Source organism: Hoeflea algicola (assembly GCF_026619415.1).
In the GTDB taxonomy this organism is placed as follows: Bacteria; Pseudomonadota; Alphaproteobacteria; order Rhizobiales; family Rhizobiaceae; genus Hoeflea; species Hoeflea algicola.
This window is the reverse complement of sequence record NZ_JAOVZR010000001.1, coordinates 204899-228337: the sequence shown is the minus strand read 5'-3', so window position 1 is coordinate 228337 and position 23439 is coordinate 204899. Positions and strand designations below refer to the sequence as shown.

General features: G+C 60.6%; 18 protein-coding genes and 2 pseudogenes. 2 read left to right on the top strand and 18 right to left on the bottom strand.

The genetic code is table 11. The annotated features are described in order from the left end of the window. Positions 1 to 11 precede the first annotated feature (11 nt). The gene (locus tag OEG84_RS01190) at positions 12 to 467 is read right to left on the bottom strand and encodes a MarR family winged helix-turn-helix transcriptional regulator (RefSeq protein WP_267652042.1); all 456 of its coding nucleotides are present in this window, start codon (positions 465 to 467) and stop codon (positions 12 to 14) included. Positions 468 to 737: 270 nt separating this feature from the next. On the opposite strand from OEG84_RS01190, the gene OEG84_RS01185 reads away from it, so the two are divergent. Continuing rightward, positions 738 to 1277 carry a cytochrome b gene (locus tag OEG84_RS01185; protein WP_267652041.1) on the top strand — a complete coding sequence of 180 codons (540 nt, stop codon included), beginning with the start codon at positions 738 to 740 and terminating at the stop codon, positions 1275 to 1277. A 63-nt stretch (positions 1278 to 1340) separates the two neighbouring features. On the opposite strand, the gene OEG84_RS01180 is transcribed toward OEG84_RS01185, so the two are convergent. From OEG84_RS01180 to OEG84_RS01165, 4 genes are all read right to left on the bottom strand, one after another. Continuing rightward, positions 1341 to 3158: a methyl-accepting chemotaxis protein gene (locus OEG84_RS01180; RefSeq protein WP_267652040.1), complete on the bottom strand. Its 1818-nt coding sequence runs from the start codon at positions 3156 to 3158 to the stop codon at positions 1341 to 1343. A 217-nt stretch (positions 3159 to 3375) separates the two neighbouring features. Continuing rightward, the gene (locus OEG84_RS01175) at positions 3376 to 3744 is read right to left on the bottom strand and encodes a SpoIIAA family protein (RefSeq protein ID WP_267652039.1); all 369 of its coding nucleotides are present in this window, start codon (positions 3742 to 3744) and stop codon (positions 3376 to 3378) included. Continuing rightward, the gene (locus OEG84_RS01170; protein WP_267652038.1) at positions 3744 to 4913 is read right to left on the bottom strand and encodes an alpha/beta fold hydrolase; all 1170 of its coding nucleotides are present in this window, start codon (positions 4911 to 4913) and stop codon (positions 3744 to 3746) included. Before OEG84_RS01170 ends, OEG84_RS01175 begins: the two co-directional genes overlap by 1 nt. Positions 4914 to 5182: 269 nt before the next feature. After that, positions 5183 to 5542 (bottom strand): response regulator, encoded by a 360-nt coding sequence (locus tag OEG84_RS01165; RefSeq protein ID WP_267652037.1) that lies wholly within the window; start codon positions 5540 to 5542, stop codon positions 5183 to 5185. Between the two features lie 257 nt (positions 5543 to 5799). On the opposite strand from OEG84_RS01165, the gene OEG84_RS01160 reads away from it, so the two are divergent. Further along, entirely contained in the window at positions 5800 to 6888 is a 1089-nt protein-coding gene (locus OEG84_RS01160; protein WP_267652036.1) for an ATP-binding protein, read from the top strand. Between the two features lie 27 nt (positions 6889 to 6915). Here OEG84_RS01160 and OEG84_RS01155 read toward each other — a convergent pair whose 3' ends face one another. The 13 genes and pseudogenes from OEG84_RS01155 to OEG84_RS01095 all read right to left on the bottom strand — a co-directional run bounded on the left by OEG84_RS01155 (position 6916) and on the right by OEG84_RS01095 (position 23427). Then, positions 6916 to 7314, bottom strand: coding sequence for a response regulator (locus OEG84_RS01155; RefSeq protein ID WP_267652035.1), 399 nt, complete (start codon positions 7312 to 7314; stop codon positions 6916 to 6918). Positions 7315 to 7600: 286 nt separating this feature from the next. Beyond that, positions 7601 to 10651, bottom strand: a complete 3051-nt coding sequence (locus OEG84_RS01150) for a bifunctional [glutamine synthetase] adenylyltransferase/[glutamine synthetase]-adenylyl-L-tyrosine phosphorylase (protein WP_267652034.1) — start codon at positions 10649 to 10651, stop codon at positions 7601 to 7603. Beyond that, entirely contained in the window at positions 10648 to 12051 is a 1404-nt protein-coding gene (locus OEG84_RS01145) for a sensor histidine kinase (protein ID WP_267656044.1), read from the bottom strand. Before OEG84_RS01145 ends, OEG84_RS01150 begins: the two co-directional genes overlap by 4 nt. A 9-nt stretch (positions 12052 to 12060) precedes the next feature. Continuing rightward, positions 12061 to 12734 (bottom strand): annotated as a pseudogene (locus tag OEG84_RS01140) (response regulator transcription factor); the annotation flags it as partial. A gap of 206 nt (positions 12735 to 12940) precedes the next feature. Continuing rightward, positions 12941 to 14506: a Do family serine endopeptidase gene (locus OEG84_RS01135; RefSeq protein WP_267652033.1), complete on the bottom strand. Its 1566-nt coding sequence runs from the start codon at positions 14504 to 14506 to the stop codon at positions 12941 to 12943. Between the two features lie 243 nt (positions 14507 to 14749). Beyond that, entirely contained in the window at positions 14750 to 15979 is a 1230-nt protein-coding gene (locus OEG84_RS01130; RefSeq protein ID WP_267652032.1) for a bifunctional alpha/beta hydrolase/OsmC family protein, read from the bottom strand. A gap of 35 nt (positions 15980 to 16014) precedes the next feature. After that, complete coding sequence (locus tag OEG84_RS01125) at positions 16015 to 16503, bottom strand: cytochrome c-type biogenesis protein (protein WP_267652031.1); 489 nt, start codon at positions 16501 to 16503, stop codon at positions 16015 to 16017. Next, positions 16500 to 18482 carry a heme lyase CcmF/NrfE family subunit gene (locus OEG84_RS01120; protein WP_267652030.1) on the bottom strand — a complete coding sequence of 661 codons (1983 nt, stop codon included), beginning with the start codon at positions 18480 to 18482 and terminating at the stop codon, positions 16500 to 16502. Before OEG84_RS01120 ends, OEG84_RS01125 begins: the two co-directional genes overlap by 4 nt. Before the next feature lie 36 nt (positions 18483 to 18518). After that, complete coding sequence (gene ccmE / locus OEG84_RS01115; protein ID WP_267652029.1) at positions 18519 to 18998, bottom strand: cytochrome c maturation protein CcmE; 480 nt, start codon at positions 18996 to 18998, stop codon at positions 18519 to 18521. After that, positions 18995 to 20587, bottom strand: a complete 1593-nt coding sequence (gene ccmI / locus OEG84_RS01110) for a c-type cytochrome biogenesis protein CcmI (RefSeq protein ID WP_267652028.1) — start codon at positions 20585 to 20587, stop codon at positions 18995 to 18997. The genes ccmE and ccmI overlap by 4 nt, the downstream gene beginning before the upstream one ends. Positions 20588 to 20730: 143 nt before the next feature. Next, positions 20731 to 21210 (bottom strand): hypothetical protein, encoded by a 480-nt coding sequence (locus tag OEG84_RS01105; RefSeq protein WP_267652027.1) that lies wholly within the window; start codon positions 21208 to 21210, stop codon positions 20731 to 20733. Positions 21211 to 21363: 153 nt separating this feature from the next. Continuing rightward, positions 21364 to 22744 (bottom strand): annotated as a pseudogene (locus OEG84_RS01100) (sensor histidine kinase). Further along, positions 22741 to 23427: a response regulator transcription factor gene (locus OEG84_RS01095; RefSeq protein ID WP_267652026.1), complete on the bottom strand. Its 687-nt coding sequence runs from the start codon at positions 23425 to 23427 to the stop codon at positions 22741 to 22743. Before OEG84_RS01095 ends, OEG84_RS01100 begins: the two are co-directional and overlap by 4 nt. Between the last annotated feature and the right edge of the window lie 12 nt (positions 23428 to 23439).

The window sequence follows — 23439 nt, the reverse complement described above, 5'->3', positions numbered from 1 at the left end:
CATAAGCAGTTTCAGTCAGTGTCGGTCGATCCGAACCGCGCGTTTTTATCAACCCGCTTGAGCAGTTCGAAAAGCTGGGCGGCGTCTTCGTCGCTAATGCCGCTGAGCAAGCGCGCATTCACCCGGTCATGAAAATCGCTGAGATGATCAAGGCTGCGGCCAAGTTCCGTGAGATGGACGCGGACCACGCGCTTGTCGTCAACGGACGGTTTTCGAACAACCAGCCCCCGCTCCTCCATTCGGTCGATGATGCGCGAAGTCGCCGGCGCGTTGTTGCCGGTGTAATCACCGATCTCGCTGATCAGCATGCCATCCTGCCGCCAGAGCGCTGACAGGATCACCCAATGCGCTAGCGTCAGATCGTGCTCGGCCAGCATCTCGTGGCACATCGCTGCCGTCGCCGAAGTTGCGAAGGTCAGGACTTGCCCCAGTGATCGGGGACGGGCCAGCGGTTTTTTAGTTGCCATGTAAATATTTCCATGTAAAGTGTATTCATTCTCGGCGATAAATGCAAGCCGGGTTCGCGATGCAGGCGCCCGCCCGGGCCCGGCATTCGTGCACGAGGTAACAGATGCTGACGATCTTTGCAGCCTGTTTGCCAGAGATGGCTTGCGCCAACTCGGCCGCAAACTGGAGCGCCAAGCGCGCCAACAGCACAGGTGAAACGGCCGACAAGGGCCACCGCCATAAGGCTCCTGTTGCGATTGACGCAGCCCGCCAACTGAAAGGATATGACGATGGCCATCAAAAGCTCCCCCACCGCCTACGGCAACGTCGCTGCCGGGCTGCACTGGCTCACCGCGCTGCTGATTATTGCGCTGCTGGTTTCCGGCACCGTGGCTGATAACGCCACAGAACCTGCGATCAAGGCCAGCGTTTTGACCGTCCATGCGCCGATGGGGGTTACCGTGTTGCTGCTGACGCTGGTAAGGCTGTTCTGGTGGTGGCGAATTGATACTCGCCCACCCCCGCTCGGCGGTGACCCGGCATGGCAAGAACGGCTCGCCAAGGCGGTCCACATCCTGCTCTATCTGCTGATCCTGGTGATGGCGGCAAGCGGCATCAGCCTGTTTGTGCTGTCGGGAGCCGGCAATATCCTGTTTGGCGGCGCGCCCGGTCCGCTGCCCGATTTTGCCGATTTTGCGCCACGTATCCCGCACGGCATTGGCGCCAAGGTGTTGCTGGCACTGCTTGTCGGCCATGCGGGTGCAGCATTCTTCCACCATTACATCAAAAAGGATGCCACCCTCAGGCGGATCGGTTTCGGTCGGTCCTGAACACAAAGCCGGCGCCGGAGGGGATCCGGCGCCGGCTTTGAAAGCGGGGTGTCAGTTTTGTGCTCAGGCGGCGCGGGCCGAAACCTTGTGACCAGCAGTGTCCTGCGGCAGGCGGAAATTGCGCAACATTCCGTGCAGCTGTGCACTTTCCTGGCTCAGCGTCTGGCTTGCCGCGCTGGTTTCTTCAACCATTGCCGCGTTCTGCTGGGTCATCTGGTCCATCTGATTGATGGCGGTGTTGACCTCGGCCAGGGCGCTGGCCTGTTCGCGGGCAGCGGTGGCGATCGAATTGACCTGGTCATTGACCTGATTGACGAAGGCTTCGATTTCAGCAAGCGCCTCGCCTGTCGACTTCACCAACGCCACGCCGGACTGGACCTCGGTGGCCGAACTGCTGATCAGCTCCTTGATCTCACGCGCCGCGGTGGCCGAACGCTGGGCCAGTTCGCGCACTTCCTGGGCGACCACGGCAAAGCCCCTGCCCGCCTCGCCGGCACGCGCCGCCTCGACACCGGCGTTGAGCGCCAGCAGGTTGGTCTGGAAGGCGATCTCGTCGATCACGCCGATGATCTTGCCGATCCGGTCGGATTCATCCTTGATCCGGGTCATCGCGGTTATCGCACTGTTGACGATCTGGCCTGATTTGTCAGTGCTCTGGCGGGTCTCTTCGACCACCCGATTGGCCTCATTGGCCCGCTCGGAAGAACTGCGCACCGTCGAGGTGATCTCGTCGAGTGCTGCGGCGGTTTCTTCCAGCGACGCCGCCTGCTGTTCGGTCCGCATCGACAGATTATTGGCGGCCTCGGAAATGCCGTCGGCGCTGGCGTTGACGACATCGGTCGACTGCGCAATCGTGGCGATCACATCGGCGAGCGACATCACCGCATTGTTGAAGTCATCGCGCAGCTTGGCGTACTCCGGCGCGATCTCGCCAATGTTGACGGTCAGGTCACCACCGGCCAGGCGCTCCAGCGCCGAGCCCAGCGTGTGCATGACGTCGCTTTGGGTCTGGTTGATCTGTTGTTGGCGCCGTTCACTTTCACCACGCTCGCTGTCGAGATGCTGCTGCTGTTCGACTTCGCGCTCTTTCAATTGCAGACGCTCACGGACACTGTCACGCAACACCAGAACCGCGGCAGCCATTTCACCCACCTCGTCCTTGCGTTCGGTTTCGGGCACTTCGCCGCTGACATCTTCCTGCGCAATCGCATTCATCGTCGCGTTCAGCCGCTCGATCGGGGTGACGACGCTGCGGACGATGGCGACCGAAAACAGGATGATCGCCAGCGCGCCCAGGCCCAGGATGATCGCGGTGTTGATGGCATTGTCGCGAAACATCGCGGCCAGGTCATCGCCATAAACACCGGTGCCGATCACCCAACCCCAAGGCGCAAATCCGGCCACGTGGGAGTATTTCAGTACCGGCTCCTCGTTGCCCGGCTTGGGCCAGTAGTAGTCGACGAAGCCCTGGCCGTCGGCCTTGACCACCTTGATGAATTCGCGGAAGAAATACTTGCCGGTCGGGTCTTTGAAACCAGCCAGATCGGTGCCCTCGAGTTCGGGCTTGATCGGATGCATGACCATGAAATTGGCCATGTTGTTGATCCAGAAATAACCGTTGCCCTCATAGCGGATCGGCCGAACCGCATCGAGCGCGCGGGTTTGGGCCTCTTCGCGGGTCAACTCGCCGGAGGTTTCCATGGCATAAAAATGCTCTAGCATGGTGGTGACATTCTCATTGAGCGCGCTCAGCTTGGCCTTGCGCTCGGTCACCATCGAATCGTGGGAATCGTAAAGCTTGTAAACTGCTGCGGTGGTGAACACCGCCAAGGCTAGACCGACAAGCACGTAAAGTCTCGTCGATATCCTGAAATTGCTCATCATAGTACTGGCCCAACCCATTCTGGATGTGTTTCTTGTTGGGACGGTTATCGTAAGGCAGAATTAAATTTTGCATAAACCTGATAGGCGAGAATTGACGCATGAGCCGAATTGACACACTTGTCTCTGCCCCCTCAGGCACCTAGTTGGATGCCGGGTTTTTGCCCCAAAAACCTGGCGCGTGCAGCTCCATCCGTGAGGCCAGCGTGATGAAAGGCTACTTGCCTTCCAGCACCCAGGCGCGGGCTTGCGCAAACTCGGCATTGGCAAATGTGCGCACTGGATAGTGCAGGACCGGCGCAAAGATCATGATCGCATCGCGCAACCAGCCGACGTCGCTGACAAAAGCCAGCCGTTCGAAATCCGACCAGCGCGACAGGCCGAGCTTGGTATCTGACCACATAGCACCAGGCGCCATCGCTTCAAATTCCGGACCCATCTGGCAAAGCAGGCGGATGGTGCCATGTTGGTCGACGCGCCAGCGGGTCTCCGGAACCAGCACGGTTTCATAATCGCTGGCCGTCACCGTGCCGCTAAACGAAACCGCCAGCACGTCATCGGGATAGCCTTCAAGAACCGCAATCATCAGTTCGCTGCTCCTCTGTGCTGGCCCTCATTCGCCGCTGTGGTGGTCCGTTCCCCCTTGGTGAGAATCCACTCAGCGATGCCGGGCCACACGTCCTTGAGCGTGCGCGATCCCATGAACAAGCCGATATGGCCACCAGGCACCAGTTGCTTGACAATGTCGGTCTGCGGCGTGCCCAAGAGATCGGCAGCAGCAAACACCTGTTCCCGCGTGGTGATGTCGTCCTCCGCTCCCGCCAGCAGATAAGCAGGGCATGTCACGTCCTTCAAATTGAGCTTGCGGCCAAGTCCGGTGAATTCCCCCTTTGCAAAGCGATTCTGCTTGAACAGAAGCTCGATAGCCTGAAGATAATAGACACCCGGCAGGTCGAGTGGATTTTCGTACCAGCGCTCGAACCGTTCGGTGCGGTTGATATAGCTTCGGCTTTCGATATGGGCATAGAGATCGAGGAACTTGCCCAGATACTGCTCACCCGGATGCATGTTCTTCCACCCCGCCAGCATGTATTTTCCGAGCATCCGGCCATGTCCAGCCGCAACCATCTCCTGATAGAGGCTGAGCGGCATGGCATGCGCCAGTTTCTTGATCGGGCCGTCGCCGGCATCGGTGTCAATCGGCGCCCCAGCCAGCACCAGTGACGCGACCTTGCCTGGGAATCGGCAGGCATACATCGCCGACAGCCAGCCACCCTGGCACAGGCCGACAAGCGCGACCCGACCGCCGAGGTGATCGACGGCCCGGTCGAGATCGGCCAGATAGGTATCGATATCATAATCACTCATCGCCTCGGTGGCCGCTTTCCAGTCGGTGACCAACACCCGTGACAATCCCGATTGCATCAGGGTTTCGACCAGGCTCTGCCCCTTGGCATAGTCAGCTATGGTGGCGGAATGACCGGCATAGGGGGCGTCGATGATCACCGGCAGCGTATCGCTGTCGCCGGTGGAAAAATCGCGAATCCGCATCGTATCCAGTTCCAGCGCGATCCGGTTTTCAGAGGCCCATTCCGGCGGCTGCGGGGATTGTATCTTCTCTGCTTCGGCCACAAAGCGAAGATTGTCACGAAACAGCTTCATGCCCGCCTGTTCCATTTCGATGGCGGCGGCCATCGGCCAGAACCACGGTACGGAGTGCTCATGGCGCGGGGCGGTGCAGGACTGGTCGGACATGCTTTTTTCCTTGTCAGTATATGTAAACCAGCGTCATCGGGTTTGCCGATCACACCGTCGATAAGACAGAAGATTCATAGACCTGCATTGTGCATCAAATTTGACATACGGCAGACCACTGTCGCAATTGCGATTGCGGAGCACTGCCCGCTTGCCGCGCTATCCCAGGATCGGAACCGGTTGGCGGGTCAAGCATCACCACCCATTCGCAGCACCGAGCGTTATCACTGGGCAGCGCTGACTGCGCGAAGCGCAATCCAGATCGTAGTTTAACTCAGCAGGCCGTTGGAAATCGATTCTCGAAGCTCGAACTTGTCAATCACACCGAGAATGCCGCGCGTTTGGTAGTCACCGAATTTTTCGTGGTCGCGCGCGGCCGAAATCAGATAGATCAAGCTGTCGCGGCTGACAGCTTTGATCCTGTCGATGGTATGGGTGTAGTCCTTGTAGGGAGCCAGACGGTTGTCGAGAAAGATCACGTCAAAAGACTGCTGCTCAAGATGATCGATCGCTTCTTCGAGATCGAACGCAGACGTGAAATCGGAATCTTCACCGAAACTCGATTTGAGAAAAAACGACAGAATCTTGTGCTGGACGGGATCGTCGTCGATCAGCAAAACACTTTTCATGGAACCCCCTGCATGCTCTGTCAGCGCGCTGGCTTATTCGAACACGCGGTTACCTGAGTCGGGCCCACACGGCTCCGATGGTGAGCAACATGTCAGTACCGACTTGCTCGAAACTTGTGTGAACCGATTGATGAATTTGTCCGTATAACTATCATTGAGCAATTCCCCACCCTTTCGAATAACCCATGACCGTTGTATTAATTGATACTTGGATCTTCTCCGCAAGACTTGTCCACCAGGATCCGAAATGAGGACCCATGACCGACATCAGACTGCAATTCGAGCAATTGATGGATCATTTGCAGGTGCCGGCCTTCATCCTTGACGTCGAAACGGATGGCAGTTTCATTTTCCGGGGTGTCAACGCGCTTCTCGCCTCGGCTATCGGCATGAGCAACAATCAACTCAAGGCCCAGAACGTCTACGACGTGCTGCCAAAACGGTTTGCCGACACCGTGACGGCGAACTACGCCAGATGCGTAGAGCTTCGAGCGGCCCATAAATATGAAGAGGTGCTCGGCTTTGAAACCGGCGAAATCTGGTGGCTGACAACACTGTCCCCGCTGTTCGACCACGAAGACCGGGTGATAGGCATCGTCGGCCTGGCGGAAAATATCACCGAATACAAGCACCGCCAGTTCGAAGCCCTCGAGTCGCTGGTCGAAATGCAGAAACTGAGTGAGAAGGTCAGCGCCTTTACCGGTCTGGCGGCCCATGACCTGCGCGGTCCGCTCAGACAGATCCGTCTGGTCACCGAAATAGCAGAAGACGGCTTCATCGATCAGGGAGACGGCAAAAAGGAACTGCTGACGATGATCAAGGATGTGGCTGCTCGCGCCCTTGAGAAGGTCGACGAGGTGCTACTGCATGCGCAATCGTTCATCGATGAGACCGACAACACCAGCGAAGTCGATTTCGCGCATCTGTGTGCCGATCTGATGGCATTGCTCGATCCAATGTCACGTTTCGAAGTGAGCTACCCGGCACTGACGCTCAAGACAGAACCTGTGGCCTTGCAACTGGTCTTGCGCAACCTGATGGACAATGCGCTCAAGCACGCAACATCCAGAGTGGAGATCGAAGTGGAGCGATCGAAGGAAAGCGACGAACTGGTTGAGATACGTGTTTCCGACGACGGTCCGGGCTTTGCTGACCCCAAAACCGCGCTAGAGCAGATCAAGGATCTGGCTTCCAATAATAAAAGAGGTTTCGGCCTGTCGACGGTCGCGCGACTGGTTGCCTCACGGGGCGGTCATCTTTGGATTGGCGAACCGAAACTCCACCCCGGTGCCACCATTTGCTGGACCGCCAATGCCCGGCTGCTGATCAGTCCGGACGCTTCGTAGGCAAGACGCCAAGCCAGAACGGCCGATCTATTCCAGGCGCGGTGCGGCGGCGGCAAACTCACTTATTTCTGCAGCCAACAAGCGATAGCCGTGGAGTGTTTCAGGCTTGACCCTGTACCAGTTCGCGCCAAGCTGATGAGCCTTCCGCTCGTCATGAACGCTGGTCGAACCAGACAGAATCAGCGCCTTAATATGCGAAATATGAACATCCGCGCGAACTTCGGCCAGTACGACAAAGCCGTTCGGGTGCGGCATGCTGAGGTCAACAACGGCAAGATCGGGATTTTCGTCTCGAATCACGCGCACTGCGCTGCGACTATCGATGACAGAGACCACGTCGATCTCGATCTCAGCAGCCTCCAATCCGCGCCGCAGCATGGAAATGTCAAACTGGTCGTCATCAATCACGACGATCTTCTTGTTCATGTCAGCTCCGATGGCTGGTGCAGGCAATTGAGCACTGTCACTCCCCGATCTTGTCGCCACCGCGCACTTCACTGTTTGATGCCACGATGCCCAACCAAAAACCAGATCCGCTTTACGCGATTCCTTCATATAACAGGATCACGGATTCGCACGGAAACATCAGCAAGACAAGGACGCGGACGTCGAATCCGACGCCCGCCAAACGCGAACCCAGCCCCTGCAGGGCCCGGCATGACCGGCCGGGCCGCGAATGGCCGAGAACTCGGTGCAACGCCTGACGCGGCTACTATCCGGTGATCTTCCTGAACAAAGCACGCACGCGTTTGGAAGTGGTCTTGAAATCGGCCTCCAGGCTGGCAATATCCGGCGCCTCGCCGGTTCGGGTGACGAGCTCGATCAGGCCGGCAGGTGCTTCGCTGGGTGCAAACGCGCCCTCTGTGCACAACCGCACGATCTGTGCATGGCCGCTCCATAACGCCAACGCCCGGCGTAGATCTTCGGTTGTTTCCTGCCCAAGTGCCTGCGGCCCAAGAGTCTTTAGAGTTATGTCAGTGCCGGTGCACTCGCCGGGATCAGGTCTGGGGGCTGCCTGCCCGGTGGCGGGATCGACAGCGGCAACGACCTCATTGCCGGCCTGATCGTCAGGCAGCCAGCCGCTGGCGCGCGCGTGCAAAGAGAGATATTGGGCGATGAACTCGATGTCGATCAACCCGCCGGGAATCAGCTTGACGTCCCAGATATCGCGTGGTGGTTTTTCCTGCTCGATCAGTTCGCGCATTTCAACAAGATCCGACTTGAGCTTGCGCTCCTCGCGCGGTCGCGCCAGCGCCTCGTCGATCAGCGCCCGCGCCTGGTCGCACAGACTGGTCTCGCCAGCCACCGTGCGCGCGCGGGTGAGCGCCATGTGCTCCCAGGTCCATGCCTCCTCGGCCTGATATTTGGCAAAGGCGCGGATCGAGGTCGCCACAGGGCCCTTGTTGCCCGAAGGCCGCAGCCTGAGGTCCACCTCATAAAGAATGCCCTCCGCGGTCGGCGCCGAAAGCGCGGCCACCAGCCGCTGTGTCAGACGGGTGTAATAGCGCACAGGATCAAGCGGCTTGGGGCCGTCGGATTCATCGGCATCCGGATCGTGGTCATAGAGCAGGATGATGTCGATGTCGGAGCCGGCCGTCAGTTCACGGCTGCCGAGCTTGCCCATGCCGATCACCGCGGCACGGCCGCCGGGCACACGGCCATGGGCTTCCTCCATGCCCTGGTGGACAGCATCAAGCGCCGCTCCAATGATCAGATCGGCCAGGTGGGAAAAGGCGCGTGCAGCCCGCTCCGGTGTAATCGCTCCGGTCAGCAGCCGCACCCCGATCAGGAATTTCTGTTCGAGCGCAACGATTCTGAGTCGATCGAGAATGTCCTCATAAACGCTGGCGCCTTGCAGGAACGCTTCCAACCGCTCTGCCAGATAGTCCCGGGTTGGCAGTTCCGCCATCAACCCCGGATCGAGCATGCCGTCAAACACATGCGGTTTGCGGGCGATTACCTCGGCCAACCGCGGCGCCGACGCCATAATCGTCACCATCAGCGACATCAGCGCCGGATTACTGCCGATCAGCGAGAACAACTGAATGCCCGCCGGCAGCCCGGCGATGAAGGCGTCAAACCGCAGCAGCGCCTCGTCGGCGCGCTTGGTGGCGCCGAACACCCTGAGTAGTTCAGGTGTCAGTTCGGTCAGCCGCTCGCGCGCCTCGACCGATTGCGTGGCACGATAGCGGCCATAATGCCAGGTGCGGATGGTGCGGGCGATGTCGGCAGGACGTTCAAACCCCAGTTCAGCCAGCGTCTTGAGCGTGCCGGGGTCGTCATCCTCGCCTGTAAACACCAGATTGCCGACCGCCCCCGACAGCCCCGCCTCCTTCTCGAACAGCGCCGCGTAGCATTCCTCGACGCGCTTGAGGACCGCGACATAGGTCTGGCCGAATGCCGCGGTATCAGCCTCACCCATCATCAGCGCAATGCGGGCAAGTTCAGCCTCGGTTTCAGGCAAAGTATGGCTCTGCTCATCATGCACCATCTGGATGCGATGTTCGACGTCGCGCAGGTACCAATAGCTTTCGGCCAGCGTGCGTGCGGTGACTGTGTCGATCCACCGGGCGCGGGCCAGCGCCACCAGCATCTCGTCGGTGCGGCGGCGTCTGAGCTTGGGCATGCGGCCGCCAGCGATCAGCTGCTGGGTCTGGACAAAAAACTCGATTTCGCGAATGCCGCCACGGCCGAGTTTGACATTATGGCCCTTGACCGCAATGTCGCCAAAGCCGCGATGGGCGTGGATCTGCCGCTTGATCGAATGAATGTCGGAAATGGCGGCAAAATCGAGATATTTGCGAAACACGAACGGCACAAGTTCGTCCAGGAACCGTTCGCCGGCGGACTGGTCGCCTGCCACGGCACGGGCCTTGATGAAGGCTGCACGCTCCCAGTTCTGGCCGCGGCTTTCATAGTAATTGAGCGCCGCTTCCATCGGGAACGCCAGCGGCGTCGAACCCGGATCAGGCCGCAGCCGCAGGTCGGTGCGGAAGACGTAACCGTCGCCGGTGCGCTCCTGCATGATTCGCACGAGCCGCCGGACAAGGCGGGCAAAAGTGTCGGTTGCCTCTTCGCGGTCGACGACGATTCCGGCATCCGGATCGAAGAAGATGACAATATCGATATCGGAGGAATAGTTGAGCTCACCGGCACCATGCTTGCCCATGCCGAGCACGATCAGGCCAGAATCGGTGCTGGGGCGATCCGGGTCCGGAAGCTTGAGCTTGCCAGAATTGTGAGCGCCGCGCAGCAGGTGGTCGAACGCAGCCCCCAGCGCCGCATCCGCAAGCATGCTCAGCGACAAGGTGGTCATGCGGCAATCGATCAGCCGCGCCAGATCATTGAGCGCCAATGTGAACGCAACCCGACGCTTGGCGCGGCGCAAATCGCGCATCAGTTCGGATTCGCTGGCCAGCCTTCCGTCGCTGTTGCGCCAGCAGTCCCTGGCGCCGGCAATGGTTTCGGAGACAAGTTCCGCCGCGGGTTGGGTCAGCGCCAGGCTCAGTGTTTGCGGGTCGGCAAGCGCGAGTTCGCGCAGATAGGGCGACAGAGCCAAGGCCGCCAGCACAAACTCGCGCGCGGCACCATTAGCGGCAAGCAACTCGGCAATCGCGGGATGTTCGGCGCCCAGCGATTTGAGATCGGCAGCCACGGATTTGGCGGCAGTGGCCGATTGCGCCCGGATCGGGCTTTCGGCGAGATCGATCAATCGGTCCTGAGCGCTGTCCTGGTGTCGGTCTTGGGCTTGCGGTTCGGTCATGTTTTCCCTGGCAAGGCCATGGTCGCGGCCAGGCCGGGGTTGATCTCGGCACCGGGCGTTGCGTCAGTGAGTTCCAATGACCCACCATGCAGCGCGGCCACCGCCTGGACAAGGCTCAATCCAAGTCCGGTGCCTGGTTTTGAACGGCTTTCATCGAGCCGCACAAAGCGCTTGACCACATCCTCACGGCGGTCGGCGGGGATCCCGGGACCATTGTCGATCACCGAAAGCCGCAGCATTCCCTTTTCCCGCGCCAGCCTGATGTTGATGGTTGGAGCATCGCCATCACCCACATACTTGATGGCGTTGTCGATCAGGTTCGACAAAGCCTGTGCCAGCAATTCGCGGTTGCCGGAAATCGTCAGCCCCGATGCGATATCCGAGGTCAGGCTGATCCCCTCTTCTTCGGCCACCGGCTCGTAAAGTTCGGCGGCGTCAGATGCCAGGCCCGACAGATCCACCTGGCTCATCCGCGCGGTGGAAGATCCGGCCTCCACCCGGCTGATCATCAGCAATGCATTGAAGGTGCGGATCAACTGGTCACTGTCGGCTATCATCTGTTCGAGCGCCTGCTGCTGGGCTTCCGGCCCACCATCGCTGGCAAGCGCTGCCTCGGCACGGTTTCTGAGCCTAGTCAGCGGGGTCTTGAGATCGTGGGCAATGTTGTCGGAGACCTGGCGCAGCCCTTCATTGAGCCGTTCGATCCGGCCCAGCATGGTGTTGAGCGAAAGGCTCAGACGGTCAAACTCATCGCCCGACCCGTTCACCGGCAGCCTTTGCGACAGATCGCCGGCCAGAATTTTCTTGCTTGCTTCGGACATGTGATCGATGCGCTTGAGCGCGCGGCGGCCGACAAAAAACCAGATCCCCAGTGCGCCGGCAAACATGATCGCCAGCGCGGTGACGAGCGCCTGGCGAACCAATCCGCGCGCTTGTTCACGTTCGCCGATGTCGCGGCCCACCATGAGCCTCATGCCGTTGGGCAAAAACACCACCTGGGCCAGCGCCTGGTGGTCGTCGCTGGCAGTATCCCCAAGCCGCTCGTAGCGAAACGGCGATGCCGTCCAGCCCTCGGCGTCAAGCACTCCCGGGGCAATGGCGGCAATGTTGCCGGCAATCAGTTCGCCGGTTGGTGAAGCGATTGCGTAGAGATTGCCACCGGGCTGGCGGGCGCGACGCTCAATCGAACGCACCAGTCCGGCGATGCCGTTGGAGCGGTAGGCGCCGCCAATAATGCGCAGTTCGCTGCCGATTACCGCCTGGATCCGCTCGTGCTGCATGCCGACCGAGATCGAGGTAACGTAAAACACCAGCGCCACCGCGCAGAGCGCGAACAGGCCGAGGTAAAGCGCCGAAAGCTGCACCGCAGTGGTGCTGAGCATGGCGCGCAGACGGATCATCGAACCATCACCCCCGGCTTTCATCATGTACCCGGCGCCGCGCACGGTTCTGAGCAGCGATTCGTCAAAATCTTTTTCGATTTTTGATCTCAAACGGGAAATATGCACGTCGATGACATTGGTCTGCGGGTCGAAATGATAATCCCAGACATGCTCGAGCAACATGGTGCGGGTGACCACCTGCCCTGCGTTTTTCATCAGATACTCGAGCAACCGGTATTCGCGCGGCTGCAGCGGAATTTGCTGGCCGGCGCGGCGCACCTCGTGGCTCAAACGGTCAAGCTCGAGATCCCCCACCCGGTAGACGGTTTCCTGGTCGCGTCCGCCCTTGCGGCGGCCAAGAATTTCGACCCGGGCGAGCAGTTCGGAAAAGGCATAAGGCTTGGTGAGATAGTCGTCGCCGCCGGCGCGCAGGCCGGTAACCCGGTCATCCACCTGGCCGAGTGCGGACAGAATCAACGCTGGCGTGTCGTCGCCCTTGCTGCGCAGTTCACTGATAATCGAAAGACCGTCGCGCTTGGGCAGCATGCGGTCGACCACGAGCACGTCGTAATCGTTTTCCGACGCGAGAAAAAACCGGACTCACCATCGCTCGCGTGATCGATGGTGATCCCCGCCTCGCGGAATGCCTTGGAGAGATAGGCCGCCGTTTCCAGATCGTCTTCGATGATGAGAATCTTCATGAGAATGATCCTAGCGACTGCCGCGCCAGCCGCAAGCTCGGCGCCTGGGGATCAAGGCTGTCGACCGAAAGGCGCGGGCATCGCCTGGCGAGAAGGCGTGGGGAAATATCGTGCGGAAAATGACAGGCGCGGCGGGCCAATAGGGGGCAGCCCGCCGCGTGTCGGCTTTCGGTGCGCGCAATGCGTCACCGAAAGCCGGGGGGACATCAGCCCTGTTCGATCGGCAACGCGACGAAGCGCGAGCGGTTGTCATTTTCGACATGGAACAGTGCTGCCTTGCGGCCATTCTTGGCAGCCGCATCGATGATCGACACTATGTCGCTGGCCTTGGAGACATCCTGGTTGTTGACGCCCAAAATAAGATCTCCGGCGCGAAGTCCGCGTTCGTCGGCGACGCTATCGGGCTCAACCGACGTGATGACCAGACCGCCACCGGTTTCTGCCGGCACCACGGTCAGGCCAAAGCTGTCGAGTGTCGCCTCAGCCTGCGGGGCCGAAGGTGCATTGTCCTCGTCAGGCGACAATGACGCCATGTCCGTGGGCAGTTCACCCAGTTCAACCTTGACACTTTCGGACTTGCCGTTGCGCCAGATGGTGATGTCGACGCTCTTGCCCGGATCCATCGCGGCGATTTTTTTGGCCAGTTCGCGCGGATCCTTGACCGCGTCACCATTGACCGCGGTCACCACATCGCCAGATTCGATACCTGCCTTGGCGGCGGGTGCACCATCCTGCGGCTGGGTTACCAGTGCGCCCTTGGCTTCGGCCAGGCCGAGTGATTCAGCGATATCGTCAGTGACCGGCTGGATCTGCACGCCAAGCCAGCCGCGTTCGACCGATCCGTCCTTGATCAGATCATTGACCACTGCGCGGGCGGTGGAGGCAGGAATTGCAAAGGCGATGCCGACATTGCCACCCGACGGCGAGAAGATGGCGGTGTTGATACCGATTACCTCACCGTTGAGATTGAAAGTCGGGCCACCGGAATTGCCGCGGTTGACGGCGGCATCAACCTGGATGAAGTCATCATAAGGGCCTGCACCGATGTCACGGCCTCGGGCCGAAACGATGCCGGCGGTGACTGTGCCACCAAGGCCAAACGGGTTACCGACTGCGACCACCCATTCACCGACGCGGATCTTTGAATCATCGGCAAAATCAACATAGGTGAACTTGCGGGCATCCTCGACCTTGAGCACGGCAAGGTCGGTACGCTTGTCGCGGCCGATCAGCTTGGCATCAAGTTCGGTGCCGTCATCCATGATAACGGTAAACGCGGAGCCATCTTCAACAACATGATTATTGGTCACCAACAATCCGTCTTCCGAGATGAAGAAGCCCGAACCCTGGCTTACCGGGCGTACACGTCCGGGACGGTTCTTGCCCTTGGGGCCGCGGTGATCACGCTCGGCACGGCGGTCTCCGTCACCCGGTTCATCGCCGAAGCCACGACGGAATTCCTTGAAGAACCGCTTCATCGGATGATCGTCAGGCAGGTCGTCAAAACCCTTGCCATTGAAATCAAACCCGAAAGCACTGTCATCGGAAACCTGCTTGACCTTTGCCTGAACCCGGACGGAAACCACGGCCGGCGATACCGCTTCAACCACATCGGCAAAGCTCGGGGCCTGAGGAGCTTCGACGCGCACCGCATCGGCGAGCGCAGTGCCGGTCGGCGCGGGAACGCCGGTAGCCAGCATCGCGGCGGCAATACCGGCAATGGCTGTGGTGGTCAGGAAGGTCCTGGAAATCTTGCGGGGGGATTGCGACATGGCTCAACCTCTTTGTTATCTGCAAAGCCGAGTTTCGGCTCTTGTCAGTTACACATAGGTCTCCTTCACTTACGACAAGCTTTCCAGATCATTAAACCTTTGTAATGTTTGCCCCGCGCCAGTGCCATAATCTGCGCAACTGCGCACGACGTCCGTTAGCCGGGCGCCACCAATTGTCGACAGCGCCCCCTGTCAAGCCGGTCAGTGCCACGAGCCACCCCACAACACTCTGGCCCGGAGCAGTTATTCGAGGCGGGTGACGACCTTTGCACCATGTTCGAGCGTGCGGTGGACCGGACATTTGTTGGCGATCTCGATGATCTTGTCCGCCAGTTCCGCCGGCGCACCGCCATCAATCGAGATCATCCGTTCGAAACGGTCGATCTTGCCGCCTTTGGCGCGTTCGTTTTCGCTACACTCAAGGCAATCGGCAGCATGCACCTTGTTGTGGCTCACCGTGACGGTGACAAGACCAAGGTCGATCTTCTTGAACCGGGCATACATGCGCAGGGTCATTGCCGTGCAGGCGCCGAGCCCGGCGGCGACCAAATCATAAGGTGTGGGCCCGGTGTCTGAGCCGCCGACGTCGGCCGGTTCATCGGCCAGAAACCGGTGCGGTCCGGCCTGAACCGAAACCTGAAACTTGCCCTGCCCGGTTTCGCCGACCACTACATCCTCGACGGGTGCATTTGCAGTCCGAGGGACTTCGCTGGCCAGATAGCGCGCCGCCCAGGAAGCAATTACCCCGGCAACATAATTGGCGTCCGCCGGGTTGGTGAGAAGATGATCGGCGCCATCAAGCGAGACAAAGCTCTTGGGATGCTTGGCGGCGGTGAAGATAGCGCCGGCATTGTCGATGCCCACCACCGCGTCGCGCGGGGCGTGCAGCACCAATAACGCTTTTTTCATGCTACCGATGCGTTCGGCCAGGCTGGTGGCGTTGAGATCCTCGATGAACTGGTTCTGAATGGTGAAGGTACGTCCGCCGAGATTGACCTCGGCTTCGCCCTTGGCGGCGATTTCATCGACACGGCTGCCGAAATTGTGGATCACATGGCTCGCTTCCGACGGTGCTCCAAGCGTCACCACCGCCTTGACCGACGGCAAGTTCCCAGCGAGCGCCAGCACTGCGGCACCACCCAGCGAATGGCCAACCAGAATTTCCGGCGCATCATAATGCTTGGCCAACCAATCGGCGGCTGCGCGCAGGTCGGCGACATTGGAGGAAAAATTGGTGGAGGCGAATTCGCCATCGCTCGAACCCAGGCCGGTAAAATCGAACCGCATCACGGCAATGCCAGCGCGCGCCAGTTCACCGGAAATCCGGCGAGCGGCAAGCGTGTCCTTGGAACAGGTGAAACAATGCGCAAACAAAGCCCAGGCTCGAATCGCACCGGCGGGCAGATCGAGCCGCGCCGCCAGCTTGGCGCCGGAATGGCCTTCGAAATCCGCGCGAATGGTGTGTGCCGTCATATCGTGCCCCTTTGTCTGATCAAAGGACTTCTCTATCAGGCTTGCTGATCACGGTCTGTCAACAGTTTCGCGAGCTCGACTTGTTCAGCCTCGCTGAGCCCGGCAGCGCCGGTGGCGCTTGCCGCCCGCGATCGACCTCGGCTGAGGACCAGCATCGCGATGCCGCCAATCAGCAGGATTAGCGCCGGACCGCCCCACAACATCAGTGTCTGCAGGGTAAACCGAGGCTTGAGCAGTACGAATTCACCGTACCGCGAGACGACGTAGTCGAGCACCGCCTCGTCGCTGTCACCAGCCACCAATCGATCACGCACCAGAACCCGCAGATCACGCGCCAGTTCGGCATTGGAATCGTCGATCGACTGGTTCTGGCAAACCATGCACCGCAACTCTTTCGAGAGCGTTCGGGCGCGGGCCTCCAGCACCGGATTGTCGAGCACTTCATCGGGATTGACCGCCCATGAAGGCGACGCCAACGCAATTGTCAGCAGCAATAGAGCCAGCGCCTGGCGCAGCAGGTTCATGCCGTTACCCCGGCTGTCTTCTTGGCACGGGCACGGTTCGGAGCGCCGATGCGCAATCGCCGGTCGGAAAGCGAGAACAGCCCCCCAATCATCATCAGGATCGGGCCGAACCAGACCAGCGTCACCAGCGATTTCCACCAGATCCGCACCACCATTCCACCATTCGGGTCGAGTTCACCAAGCGCGATGTAAAGCTGGCTGGCGCCGAATGTTAGGATTCCCGATTCGGTAGTGGGCATGCCGCGGGCCGGGTAAAACCGCTTCGCTGCGCTGATGTTGTCCACGGCCACGCCACCACGCAACACGGTGAACTCACCCTGTTGCGCAGTGTAATTGGGTCCGGCGATCTCGCGCAGACCGTCAAACCGCAGTTCATAGCCAGCCACTTGCGCGGTGTCGCCGGGATTCATGGCGACCACCGATTCGGTGGACATCGTGCTGGCCGCAACGATGCCGATGACAGCAACGCCAAGCCCCATATGCGCAAAGGCTGCGCCAAAGGCCGAGCGCGGCAGACCGATCAGGCGGCCCCAGGCCACGCCTGAGCTGAGCCGGCCAACGCCCGAGCGCAAGGCCAGGTCGGTGAAAGCACCAAGGATCAGGAAGACACCAAGCGCAATGCCCAGCCCCGCCAGCACCGGTGCACCCGTGCGCAGGAAGACCATGCCGAGGCCCACCAGCAGCGCAATGCCGGCGGCGAAATAGAGTCGTTGCGCAGCACCTGCCAAGTCGGCACGCTTCCACGCCAACAGCGGCCCGAATGGCACCGCCAGCAGCAGCGGCACCATCAGCGGACCAAACGTCAGGTTGAAGAACGGCGGGCCGACTGAAATCTTGGTTCCGGTCGTGGCTTCCAGCAACAGCGGGTAAAGCGTGCCGATCAAAACGGTGGCAGCCGCCGTTGTCAAAAACAGGTTGTTGAGCACCAGCGCCCCTTCGCGCGATATCGGAGCAAAAATGCCGCCCGCCTTCAAAGAGCCGGCGCGCAGGCCGAACAGCGCCAGGGCGCCGCCAATAAATACCACCAGAATAAGTAGGATGAATACGCCGCGAACCGGATCGGAAGCAAAGGAATGCACCGAGGTCAGCACGCCCGAACGGACCAGGAACGCGCCCAGCAGCGAAAACGAAAACGTCAGGATCGCCAGCAGTACGGTCCAGATCTTCAGCGCTTCACGCTTTTCCATCACCAGCGCCGAATGCAGCAGCGCGGTGCCGACCAGCCAGGGCATGAAGGAGGAGTTTTCCACCGGATCCCAGAACCACCAGCCACCCCAGCCAAGCTCATAATAGGCCCAGTAGCTGCCCATGGCGATGCCCGCGGTCAGGAAGACCCACGCCGCCAATGTCCAGGGCCGGACCCAGCGCGCCCAGGCCGCATCGATGCGACCCTCGATCAGCGCGGCGATGGCAAAGGCAAAGGAGATCGAGAAGCCGACATAGCCGAGATAGAGCAACGGCGGGTGGATCGCCAGCCCAACATCCTGAAGGATCGGGTTGAGGTCATTGCCTTCTATCGGCGGCAGATCAACCCGCGCGAACGGGTTCGAAGTCAGCAGCACGAACAGCAGAAACGCCACGGTGATCCAGGCCTGAACCGAAAGCACATTGGCTTTGAGCGTATCAGGCAGGTTGCGGCCAAACACCGCCACCAGCCCCGAAAACAGCGCCAGAATCAGCAGCCACAGCAACATCGAGCCTTCGTGATTGCCCCACACGCCGGTGATCTTGTAGAGCATCGGCTTGAGCGAATGCGAGTTCTCGATGACATTCTGGACCGAAAAATCCGATGTCACATAGGCATTGGTGAGCGCCACATAGGAGATCGCCACCAGCATCAGCGTGGTCAGCGCCGCCTTTGGGCCAACGGCCATCAGGCTTGCATCCCTGCGGCGCGCACCGATCAGCGGCACCAGCGACTGGACCACCGACGTCGCCAGGGCAAGAACAAGTGCGAAATGGCCGATCTCGGTTATCATGGCTTTTCTCCTTTGCCGCAGCGGCGTCAGTGACGCTCAATTGCCGGATGTGGGTTGATCCCCGACGCCCGGCGTCGGGTCGCCTTCCTGCCAGACGCCCTGTGCCTTGAGTGCGTCTGCAACTTCCTTGGGCATGTAATTCTCGTCATGCTTGGCCAGCACCATGTCGGCTTCGAAGATGCCCAGCTCGGGCGAGAACGTTCCTTCTGTCACCACTCCCTGCCCCTCGCGGAACAGGTCGGGGAGAATACCGACATAGTGCACCTTCACCGATGCGTTGGTATCGGTGACGGCAAAGGTTACCGTTGAATTCTCGCCGCGCTCTACCGAGCCTTCCTCGACAAGTCCGCCTAGCCGCACCCGCGTGCCCGGCGCCAGCGGTTGCGCCAGCACGTCGGTGGGCGAATTGAAAAACACGATCTGCTCGCGCAGCGCCGAGGTTACCAGTGCGGCCGCGCCCACCAGAAATACCGCACCTGCGGCAATGATAATCAATCTCTTCTGCTTGCGGTTCATCGGCTTTCCATCGCAATATTGAGACCCAGTTCAGTGGCGAGTTCGGCCAGTGCCCGGCCACCTTCGCTGTCTCCGGGGAATGTCAGCGATGCCTTTTGCAACGCCGCGCCCGCGGCGCCGGGATCGCCAAGCACCGCGTAGGAGCGCACCAGCCGCAGCCAGCCTTCCATATTGTCCGGGTTTTCGTTGAGCTTGGAATCGAGCGATTCCACCATGCCGCGGATCATTGCCATGCGGTCCTCGACCGGCATGCTGTCGGCGGCGGCAATATCGGCCTGGCTAGGCCCGCCCGGCGCAGCGCCGTTGACCGTATCCGGATTGACCCCCGGCAGAATAAACGGCGTCTTGATCGCCGCGGCCGGTTTACCCGGAGCGGACTGCAAGGCCGGCTTGGCCGGCGCCATCGGCACGCCGCCGAGCGTGGCCGTGGCAACCAGATCAAGTTCATCGGCAATGGCGACCAACCGCTGATTGTCAGCGCCTGGAGTGGCAAACACGGCAAATGCGCGATCGAGCGCGGTCTGCGCCCGGGCCTCTTCGCCGATCACGACAAGCGACCGCACCAGCCGCAGCCAGCCTTCAATGTTATCGGGATTTTCGCCAAGCCGGGATTCCAGCCCGCTGATCATCGTGCCAATCATCTCCTGGCGCTCTTGCGGGCTCATGTCCTGGGCGGCGACAACATCGGCAGCCGATGGTCCACGCGGCGTCGATCCCGCACCAGACAACGGGCCGGGAACCAGGCCGGAGCCCGCCTGCAACTCGGCAATATGAGTGCGCACGGCGGGAAGCCATGGCGCTTCGGCCGGTGCGCTCTCGGCCATGGCGGAAAAGGCCGACAACGCCGCCTCGCGCTTGCCCGATTGTGACAAACCCAGTGCCAGAAAGAACTGCGGCTTGGGATCGTTGGGATCAAGCTCGCGAGCGGTCTGGAAAGCTAGCCCCGCTTCTTCGGTGACAATGCCTCCGGCCTGCGAATACAGGGCTTCACCGAGATTGGACAACCGGCCCGCCGATGGCCCGAGGAGGGCGACCGCCTTGCGGAACGCAGTGACTGATTCCGCGAACTGTCCGGTCCTGAGATAAATCGGACCGAGCACTTCCCAGCCCCTGCCATCATCGGGGTTGGTGGCCAGATGCTGCTCGGCGCGGCTGACCAGCATGGCGATGTCGACATTTTCGGGATCGGCCTGGAGGCGCGCGGCCAACGGCAATTGCGGCAGGTCAGGCCGTCCGAGTTCCAGATAGACGGTGAGAGCCGCCAACGGCATGAACAGGGCGACAACAATGATCGCCGCACGGCGCAGACCACGGTTGTTGTGGCGGCCAACGCCGGCTTCGGCAGCATCGCTCTTGCGCGCTGCGGCCAGCAGTCTGCGCGAGATTTCGGTGCGCGCGACCTCCGCCTGCGCCGGTTCGACGAGGCCGCCGGCGAGATCGCGGTCAACCTCGGCCAATTGGTCACGATAGACTTCCACGTCATGGAGTTCCGGCACGTCCGACGATTGCGAACGAGATCGCGCCAATGGTCCCAACAGAACCAGAGTCGCAACGGCGGTCATGACGGCTGCAATTACCCAAAATAACATGTGGCTTCAATATCCGAGCATGGTTCAATTTCCAACAGCAAACGGCGCTCTGCACAACAATGGGGCGTTTGGTCGCGTTCGTAACCGGCCTCATTGGCACTCACCGAGTTCATCGCCCGGTCGCGGGCATCAACAGGTGATGCTCAACTGAGCGGCGTCCAGCTGCCATCGGGGTTGCGGCAAGCCGCCCCCTGACCGGTCACCGGCGCGCCCCTGATGGTGGCGGTGTGGGTGTACTGGCGGCAATTCTGCTGGCCGACCTGATAGGGTGTGCCCGCCGTCACCTCGCCCGATGCACCGCCGACCGGGCTTGCCCAAGCGACCTTCTGGCCCAACGGGGTCTTTTCAAGCGCCTGGTACTCGGCTTCCAGCGCCCGTAGCTTTTCAGGCTTCGACAGACCGTTGACGGCGCTTTGCGGCAGAATGCCGTCGTTGAGCGCCCCCAGAATGGTATCGCTGCTGGCAACTGCGGGACGGGTGATCGATGCAAATGCCAGCGGCTTGGGACCATTGGCGCTGATACAGCCCGCAACCACCGCGGAAAGCGCAGCAATACAGGCAAACTTTGCCAGTCTCGTCACTGAATAGGCCATGCCGTCATCATCCTTGTCCTTGCGCGGCATTTCTGCCGATCGTAGCCGCGCTTGATCTTATTGCCGCCTTGCTGTGGCCGCATTGTGACGTCGTCGATCTGCCGCGCTTGCGTTCACCTATTTCATGTTACCTCAACGCCCTACGGAAATCGGCGCAATTTCAGTCACTTTGGTGTCATGCACTCAATTATCCAGTTTTAACCCAGGCAATGTCAGCCGCGCCGACAGCCCGCCCGATGCGGTGCTCGCCAGCGTGAAACTGCCCTTGTATTCGGCGGCAATCTCGTCAACGATAGACAGGCCAAGGCCGGTGCCGGGCTTGGTTTCGTCAAGCCTGCGCCCGCGCTTGACCGCCTCGCTCATTTGCGTCTCGTCGAGCCCCGGACCGTCATCGTCGATATCGATCCTGAACATTGCCGCCTGCCCTTCCGATACCGGCACCGGACGCAGCCGGACGACAACATTGGTGCGGGCAAATTTGGCGGCGTTTTCCACCAGGTTACCGAGTGCTTCTTCCAGATCCTGGGTCTCCATGGCAAGCACGGCCTCGCGCGGTTCAATATCGGTGGAGAAACTGAGGTCGCGGTTGAGCTTGGCCATCACCCGCACCAATCGCTCGATGACCGGGGCCGCTTCGGTTCGCGCCAGTACACTGCCGCGCTGGGCGGCGATGCGGGCGCGGTCGAGATAAGTCTGAACCTGCGCCTGCATGGTTTCGGCCTGGGCGCGCACCAGCTTGGCATGCGCCGGCATCATATCGCGCGATTCATTGAGAAGCACGGCAATCGGCGTTTTGAGCGAATGCGCCAGATTGCCTACCTGCATGCGGGCGCGCTCGATCACCCGGTGATTGGCGTCGATCAGCGCATTGATCTCGCCCGCCAGCGGCGCGATTTCCTCGGGAATGAACCGTTGAGCCGGTCCGCCTCGCCTGCCCTGATCCGCCCCAACGCCTGGCGCGCGCCATCAAGCGGCCTGAGGCCGTAGAGGATCGCCACCGCATTGATCAGCAGGCTGCCGATCCCGAACAGGGCCAGCGCCAGATAAAGATTGGTTGAAAACGCAGCGATTTCCGCTTCAAGCACGTCACGATTGGCCGCCACCCTAAACCGTGCGGCGCCCCCTGATTGTCCAGTTCGACCTCGGTTTCGACCACCTCGAGCTGATTGCCGAAACTGTCGGTAGTCACATAGAAGCGCAAATAGCGGCTATCGAAGGGAACCTTGGCAATCGGCGGTGATTGCAGCGTCTCATCACCGATCGAGATCGAGGCCAAACGCGGACTGCTGACGCCGCCCAGCGGTTCGACCAGCCAGACCCAGCCGCTGCCGGGTTGATCAAACACCAGATCTCCCAGTTGCGGACGGCCCGAAAGATGGCCGGCTGAATCGATCGACACCGCATTGATGACGCTGTTGAGGTGCGCCCGCAGCAGATCGCCAAAGGCGCGCTCGCTGCCTGAGCGGTACAGTTGGGAAATGACAATGGCAATAACAACAAGGGCGACAGCCACCCAGATCGAGGCAAACAGCAAGACGCGCGCGGTAAGTGATCCACGCTTCATCCGGTCTTGCCCGTACCTGCCCCCTCGGGCGGTGTCATGCGGTAGCCGAGCCCGCGCACCGTCTCGATCAGCTCAACGCCGATCTTCTTGCGCAGACGCCCGACAAACACTTCGATGGTGTTGGAATCGCGGTCGAAATCCTGATCGTACATGTGTTCGACCAGTTCGGTGCGCGACACCACCTCGCCCATGTGGTGCATGAGATAGGAAAGCAGCCGGAACTCATGGCTGGTGAGCTTCAGCGTCACCCCGTCGACACTCGCCTTGGAGGCCTTGGTGTCGAGCCGCACCGAACCGCAGGCGATTTCGGAACTGGCGTGCCCCGAAGCGCGGCGGATCAAGGCGCGGATTCGCGCCAGCACTTCCTCGACATGAAACGGTTTGGTGACGTAGTCGTCGGCCCCCGCATCGATGCCGGCAACCTTGTCGCTCCAGCGATCGCGAGCGGTCAGAATCAGCACCGGCATTATCCGGCCGTCAGCGCGCCATTTTTCCAGCACCGTCACGCCGTCCATTTCCGGCAAGCCGATATCGAGGATCACCGCGTCATACGGCTCGGTATCGCCAAGAAAATGGCCTTCCTCGCCGTCATGGGCGCGGTCGACCACATAGGCCTGCTCCTCCAGCGCCTCGGCAAGCTGGCGATTGAGATCCTTGTCATCCTCAACGATTAGAATGCGCACCTGAACTTGCTC

Excerpts from the sequence above, each read along its gene's own strand:
- OEG84_RS01190 (WP_267652042.1), bottom strand. The coding sequence starts at position 467 with ATGGCAACTAAAAAACCGCTGGCCCGTCCCCGATCACTGGGGCAAGTC.
- OEG84_RS01185 (WP_267652041.1), top strand. The coding sequence starts at position 738 with ATGGCCATCAAAAGCTCCCCCACCGCCTACGGCAACGTCGCTGCCGGG.
- OEG84_RS01180 (WP_267652040.1), bottom strand. The coding sequence starts at position 3,158 with ATGAGCAATTTCAGGATATCGACGAGACTTTACGTGCTTGTCGGTCTA.
- OEG84_RS01175 (WP_267652039.1), bottom strand. The coding sequence starts at position 3,744 with ATGATTGCGGTTCTTGAAGGCTATCCCGATGACGTGCTGGCGGTTTCG.
- OEG84_RS01170 (WP_267652038.1), bottom strand. The coding sequence starts at position 4,913 with ATGTCCGACCAGTCCTGCACCGCCCCGCGCCATGAGCACTCCGTACCG.
- OEG84_RS01165 (WP_267652037.1), bottom strand. The coding sequence starts at position 5,542 with ATGAAAAGTGTTTTGCTGATCGACGACGATCCCGTCCAGCACAAGATT.
- OEG84_RS01160 (WP_267652036.1), top strand. The coding sequence starts at position 5,800 with ATGACCGACATCAGACTGCAATTCGAGCAATTGATGGATCATTTGCAG.
- OEG84_RS01155 (WP_267652035.1), bottom strand. The coding sequence starts at position 7,314 with ATGAACAAGAAGATCGTCGTGATTGATGACGACCAGTTTGACATTTCC.
- OEG84_RS01150 (WP_267652034.1), bottom strand. The coding sequence starts at position 10,651 with ATGACCGAACCGCAAGCCCAAGACCGACACCAGGACAGCGCTCAGGAC.
- OEG84_RS01145 (WP_267656044.1), bottom strand. The coding sequence starts at position 12,051 with ATGATCCGTCTGCGCGCCATGCTCAGCACCACTGCGGTGCAGCTTTCG.
- OEG84_RS01135 (WP_267652033.1), bottom strand. The coding sequence starts at position 14,506 with ATGTCGCAATCCCCCCGCAAGATTTCCAGGACCTTCCTGACCACCACA.
- OEG84_RS01130 (WP_267652032.1), bottom strand. The coding sequence starts at position 15,979 with ATGACGGCACACACCATTCGCGCGGATTTCGAAGGCCATTCCGGCGCC.
- OEG84_RS01125 (WP_267652031.1), bottom strand. The coding sequence starts at position 16,503 with ATGAACCTGCTGCGCCAGGCGCTGGCTCTATTGCTGCTGACAATTGCG.
- OEG84_RS01120 (WP_267652030.1), bottom strand. The coding sequence starts at position 18,482 with ATGATAACCGAGATCGGCCATTTCGCACTTGTTCTTGCCCTGGCGACG.
- ccmE (WP_267652029.1), bottom strand. The coding sequence starts at position 18,998 with ATGAACCGCAAGCAGAAGAGATTGATTATCATTGCCGCAGGTGCGGTA.
- ccmI (WP_267652028.1), bottom strand. The coding sequence starts at position 20,587 with ATGTTATTTTGGGTAATTGCAGCCGTCATGACCGCCGTTGCGACTCTG.
- OEG84_RS01105 (WP_267652027.1), bottom strand. The coding sequence starts at position 21,210 with ATGCCGCGCAAGGACAAGGATGATGACGGCATGGCCTATTCAGTGACG.